5 protein-coding genes are annotated in these 5659 nt (G+C 57.7%); all 5 read left to right on the forward strand.

Going from position 1 to position 5659, the window contains the following annotated elements; genetic code table 11:
• Positions 1–605: 605 nt before the first annotated feature.
• The 5 genes from trpD to QJT78_RS47845 all read left to right on the forward strand — a co-directional run bounded on the left by trpD (position 606) and on the right by QJT78_RS47845 (position 5291).
• The gene (gene trpD / locus QJT78_RS47825; protein ID WP_028152568.1) at positions 606–1619 is read left to right on the forward strand and encodes an anthranilate phosphoribosyltransferase; all 1014 of its coding nucleotides are present in this window, start codon (positions 606–608) and stop codon (positions 1617–1619) included.
• Between the two features lie 239 nt (positions 1620–1858).
• Positions 1859–2044: a hypothetical protein gene (locus QJT78_RS47830; RefSeq protein ID WP_014497801.1), complete on the forward strand. Its 186-nt coding sequence runs from the start codon at positions 1859–1861 to the stop codon at positions 2042–2044.
• 872 nt (positions 2045–2916) lie between these two features.
• Positions 2917–3177, forward strand: coding sequence for a hypothetical protein (locus tag QJT78_RS47835; RefSeq protein WP_133415003.1), 261 nt, complete (start codon positions 2917–2919; stop codon positions 3175–3177).
• Between the two features lie 140 nt (positions 3178–3317).
• Positions 3318–3953 carry a hypothetical protein gene (locus tag QJT78_RS47840; RefSeq protein ID WP_223153701.1) on the forward strand — a complete coding sequence of 212 codons (636 nt, stop codon included), beginning with the start codon at positions 3318–3320 and terminating at the stop codon, positions 3951–3953.
• Between the two features lie 27 nt (positions 3954–3980).
• The gene (locus QJT78_RS47845) at positions 3981–5291 is read left to right on the forward strand and encodes a peptide ligase PGM1-related protein (RefSeq protein ID WP_028152567.1); all 1311 of its coding nucleotides are present in this window, start codon (positions 3981–3983) and stop codon (positions 5289–5291) included.
• Positions 5292–5659 lie beyond the last annotated feature (368 nt).

Consider the following 5659-nt stretch of genomic DNA (forward strand, 5'->3'; position numbering starts at 1 on the left):
AGTCTCGGTCATGGCGTATCGCTCTCCTCGAGAGGTTCTGGCAGGCTCGTCACCCGCCTCGATACGCCGCCTTCCTCACACCGTCATCACCCAGATTCCGCCATAGCTCCAGACAGCAATGCCGATACGTGATCTCCGGGCGGGACATCGGCAATCAGAGCAGCAGATCGAAGTGAAGGTGCTACGACTTGTCCGCCCGGCTCCTTACCAGAAGTCGTCCCAGCTCACGTGCAGCACATCGCACGAAGGTTAACCGGCGGCCCCCGCCACGGCGGCGCCGGAAGCCAAAAGCCTTGTGACCCTCCTAATATCGCCGGCAAGCAGGCTCGAGACGACGCTATTGTTCTGGTATCAAGCGACTGCAGTCCTCTGACCAGCCGCCGGCGTCCTATCTAGGGCACCATCGAATGGAGAGGGCTTGACCCTCACGTAGCGTCAGGTTGTAGCGTCGCCACAGATGCTCACGTTTCATCTGTCGGCCGCCTGTTGGACAAGTGCGGCATAGCGAGTGCGAATAGACAGGCAGCTGCAACAAGGCACTCGGCTGCAAAGACGTCTGGCTGAACGGTCGGAGCTCAGATTGGACAAGGGACGTGCACAGTTCGATGGAACCGCTCAAGTCGATCATCGCGAAAGTTGCCACGGGCGCCATACTGACGCGCGAGGAGGCTGCGTCAGCGTTCGACAGCATGATGTCGGGTGACGCAACTCCCTCGCAGATCGGTGGCTTGTTGATTGGGATGAGAGTCCGCGGCGAAACAGTCGAAGAAGTCACCGGCGCCGCGTCCGCAATGCGAAATTTAATGCCCAAGGTGGAAATGCAATGCGACCCCATCGATATCACTGGTGCGAGCGACGGGGCGATGCGTCCGCTCAACGTATCGACGTGCGCTTCCTTCATCGTCGCCGGGGCCGGCGTTCCTGTCGCCAAGTATGTTAACCGCGCTGCGACTTTGGGTTCAAGCACCGCAGACGTGTTGGCGAGTCTAGGCGTAAAGGTCGATCTCAAGCCTGATGCGATCGCACGTTGTGTGCACGAAGCCGGCATTGGCTTCATGTTTGCGTCAGCCGGCTATCCTGCGATGCAGCGCATCAGCCAGATCCGAAGCGTGCTTGGAACCCACACAATGTTCAATCTGATCGAGGCTTTGTCTAATCCGGCCGGCGTCAAGCGGCAGATCCTTGGAGTTTTCGCTCGCAAATGGGTGCAGCCATTGGCGTACGTCTTGAAGAACCTGGGTGCCGATTCGGTATGGGTTGTTCATGGCTCGGACGGGCTCGATGAAATATCCCTCGCCGGGACAAGCTTTGTTGCTGCGGTCGAGGCCGGTACAGTCCGCACGTTCGAAGTGACGCCGGAAGAAGCCGGGCTCCCCCGCTACCGCGCCGATGCGCTGGAGAGCTGTGATTGCGAGTCTCATGCCATTGCGTTAGAGAAAGTGCTCGACGGCCTCCCAGGCCCTTTTCGTGATGCCGCACTTTTGAACGCGGCGGCGGCACTGGTGGTGGCCGGTCGTGCCTCGAACCTACAGCAAGGCGTGGCACTTGGCCAAGAATCACTTGATCACGGCGCTGCAGCCGCCCGGCTGACTCGCTTGATTGCGGTTTCAAACGCCTAAAGCTGAGCTGGCTGAGGCTCGACTAATGCGATCAAGAGTGCAGCTTACGTGCGCAAGAATATTGCAGCTGCAAATGCGCGCCACTTCTGCGGAATTTGAGTGAGCGCCGCTGACGAAACAACTCGCGCTGAGCAGGTGTCCGACAGCCACCCCTTTGCCGACTAGAGGCTGTTCTCGGCCCGGTTGCTGAGGTGAGGACCCGCGGCGCAACGTGCGTTACGCGCCAAAGGAGACAATGGATGATGCCCTGGCAGAGGATGGAAACACTGGGAACGATCGCAACAATAGAACACATCATCCGGAAGTTTCGGGAATTGATCGATACAGATAGCTCCATCCCGCCAGAGCTGCGGCGTGCGCTGCACGATACCCTGGATGAGCATCTTTTCGAGGCAAAACGACGTGTTCTGCTGAGAGCGCATTAGGTGCGCCGTTGCCGCCTACATGCCGAGAGACTGGCAGGCCAGCGTGGCGCTTTACGCAAACGCCAAAAACACTTGCCAAGCTTGGCTTCGATATCTCGCCTTCTCAGACTGACCGCCGATGGTGATTCCCGCATACGCCCCCTGAGCAACTCCAAATTTCGCCGGAAGCGAGCGGCGACGTGCGTTGGGTACGCCGCCGACGCGTTCGCTGGATCTCTCCTCAATGGCCCTCATTAACTGGGGCTCGCCCCCCTCACGGCGGCGCTACATGTTCGCGATAGCCCCTTGGGGGACTGCTTGGGCCAGCATTACCTTGGTCACGTTTTCATAGGCCGCAAAAAAGGGGCTTGAATCTGACGTAACGTTAAATCGTACGCTCTCGGGCGTGGCACCTATCGTGTGAGGGACTGCGAATGCCTCAGCTGGTCATATCCGCTGACCGATGGCCGGTCATGCTCCTCATTGTCTATAGTCCCTCGCTCGGGAGGGCTGTGCAGCGAGTTCCGATCGCGGCGCCAGAGCTCGCACGTAGCTCTAAATGGTTCGGCATTTCTGATCCTGACAATATGGCCGCCGGCGGCCACTTCGCCACGGGAGCCGATAAGGTCAGAATTGATCGACGTGGAAGTCTATCGGAAGCGCTTAGGTGGCGCCCGCTTCCTGAAGCTGCTCGTCTCGCGCAGCAACGCACAAAACTCAGTTCGCCGAACCCGCCACCTTCAAGCTCCTTTCCGCACCTGGCAAGGCGTTTCGACCGTGCAAGGTTTGGCAGATGGTGAGCCCGCGCGGGTTTCGACGAGTGGCCCGCGCGGGCGACTCCGCGTGACCAGCGCGGCATCGGAAGAAATTGTTTGGCAGGCTGGAGCAGCAAGTTGAAAGACCGCGATGGCCTTAAGAAGGTCCTGTTAGTTCATCATGTTGAAGGCCAGTGCCGTTGCATCATCGGTTTCAAAGATGGAGATATGAGAGCGGCCTATATGTGCGGCGAGCCTGTATATCAAAAACGCGGCAAGAAGACCTCTTCGTGGTGTGCCGATCATTACCGGAAGATGCACACCGCAGCTGAGCAGAGCGGAGTGATCGATCGATCGGCAGATTTCCCTCGAGCGATATCCATCGTTCGCACCCCATGACAGCCATTAAAAGCAGGCTTCCGCCAAGACCGTGTGAGCACAGCCTGTACAAGCGCCAGCCGAAGCATATGACCGGGGCCTCGTCAGGATTTGGGGGGCCGTTGCGGGTGGCGCAAACAGAATGCGCGGACCTGACACGCATGAATAGCAAGCTGAATTTTTCCACCCCGGCCGAGGGAAGCGCTACCTATACCTTTGACAAGACCGCGATTCATTTCGAACGGAAGCCGTCCAGCTATGTCATCCTCAATCGATACATTGAGCGGATCGCTCGCGCCTTGGAGAGCCAGTTTGGTGCCCTGAGAGGAGCCCGACTCGAGATCCCCAGCCTCGCCGGCGACAATGGACACTGCGAGGCCGATGGATCTATTCCGCTTCACCGCGGCAAAACAACTCTCGATTATTTCAAGCGAGAATATCTTTCCAGCAAGAATAGAGCGAGTGCTTACGGAACATCCAAATGTAGCCGAATGCTGGTCGGTCGAGCCGTTGCTCGATGGGAAGACGCACCCGCCGCTTATGTGACCAAGCGGCGGCGACTGCCGGATCGAGGCGCAAGCGCTGATCGCCCATGTTTGGTCAGAGCCCGTTTATCGGGCTCTGCGAGATCATTTCATACGCGGCCGAGCCATAAATTGAGATCGGCAGATTCGAGGCGGGCCGTTCTCTCCCGCTGCATCGCAGGTGACATCGAGATGGCGCAAATTCTCCCCTCTCCCAGAGCCTTGCCACGGCATGGCAACGACTTCGTGGTTGCCATGACGATCCCATCCTGATCACGACCAGATGCCCGGAGGTCGAGAATGCCGCGAATCCTGATTATGAATGCCGGTACGCCTCAGATGTCGGGCGCCCACCTAACAAAAGCTCAACTTTCGCTGGCCGCCAACTCGGCATTTCGTTCAGCGTGGTTTGCTCAGGAGGGCGACCTGATAGTCTCTCCGGTAGTGATCCCGGCCGATCTGTTATCCTTCATTGGCGGAACGCTCAATTTCCATTCATCGGCTCTTCGCCTGCTTGTACCTGCGAGCCGCCAATCGACAATCCTCGATGATTGTACGTTACTGTCCAAAACTGTTGTCGAGCGGCTCAAAAGACATATTCGCCAGAAATCAGACTGGCAATTGTATCCCTGCTACTCTACTGAAGGCGTCGCACGCTTGGCGGCCATTCTAGGCATACCGAAGACCGGTGACGACTTCGCTTTGCAGCGCGGGCCTGATCTGTTGAATCGCAAGAGCCACTTCCGTCAATTGGCAACAAGCGTTGCACTTCCGCTCCCCCATGGATCAGTCGCGACAGACCCAAATGGACTGTTCAAAGCCGTCACCTCCCTCAAATCCGAGACCGGTAGGGTCATTGTAAAGTTGGATAATGGAGCTGGTGGAGTTGGAAACGTCATCCTGACCAGCAATAAGAGCGATCCGCTACCTGGAGCCAGAGATACTCGGTGGGTTTCGTGGCCGTCGTTTGATCCCGAAGCATTGTGGTCTGAGATGACAACAGCCTCGTGTAAGACGCTGGTCGTGGAATCGTACCACTTGGCCCGATCTTTATTCTATCTCGAGTATACAATCCAGGATGATGCATCAATCGCTTTTGTCAATAGTGGAAGCATACGTCTGCGTAAAAGCGCAGACCGATCCGAAAGAGCTCTGATCTGGACGGGACTTGAGCTTCCAAGCGACTTGGAGGACGAGCAATTGTTAGCTGCCCAGGCCCATGCCTACCGTTTTGTGGCACTCGCGCGAGACCTGGGGTATCGCGGAATGATCAACATCGACGCCATTTTCGCACAAGACGGGCGGTTGCTGTTCAATGAAGCGAACGGCCGCTGGGGTGGCGGCTCGGTGTTACACAACATTGCCGTCCGGCTGCTAGGCGTCGACTATTTCGGCTGTAACGTTATTTTATCTGTGAGAAATGTGCGATCAGCATCCTTCCGGGCGGCGCATGATCGTCTCGTCAAGGATGGACTTATATTCGACCACACACGTAAGGAGGGCGTGATCCCGCTTGCTGCCGATGAAAAGGCTGGCACTGTGGAGTGCGTTGTGATTGCGCCGAACAGGCCCGCGGCCCACGATCAGCAACACCGACTATTGAAGTCGTAGCAAACATCGTCAGCCGCTCAATTCATCGCTTCGAAGCCTGGGATACACCATCGCGCACCGGGAACGCGCGCCTCCCTTCCTTCACGTGGCGACGAAGGTGCCCCAATCACCGAGCAAGCTTTGGTCGGACGATGAATGGTGGCCCTATGAGAGTGCTCTTGTTCGGCCCGGACGAGACCAGCGGTGCGCCGAAGCTTGTACAGCGACGAGCGTCATGGCGTAAGGCTGCCAGCGCAGTTGCCGACCCCAAAAGCTAACCCGTCCTATTCGTGAGAGTGCGTTTTCTAGTCCGATTGATGTGGCCGCACATCTGCTCTGACGAGGCGCACAGGATTGCCTTCGGCTTTTCGCCGCCTGACCACCCGTAC

Source organism: Bradyrhizobium sp. Mp27 (genome assembly GCF_029953005.1).
GTDB lineage: Bacteria > Pseudomonadota > Alphaproteobacteria > Rhizobiales > Xanthobacteraceae > Bradyrhizobium > Bradyrhizobium barranii.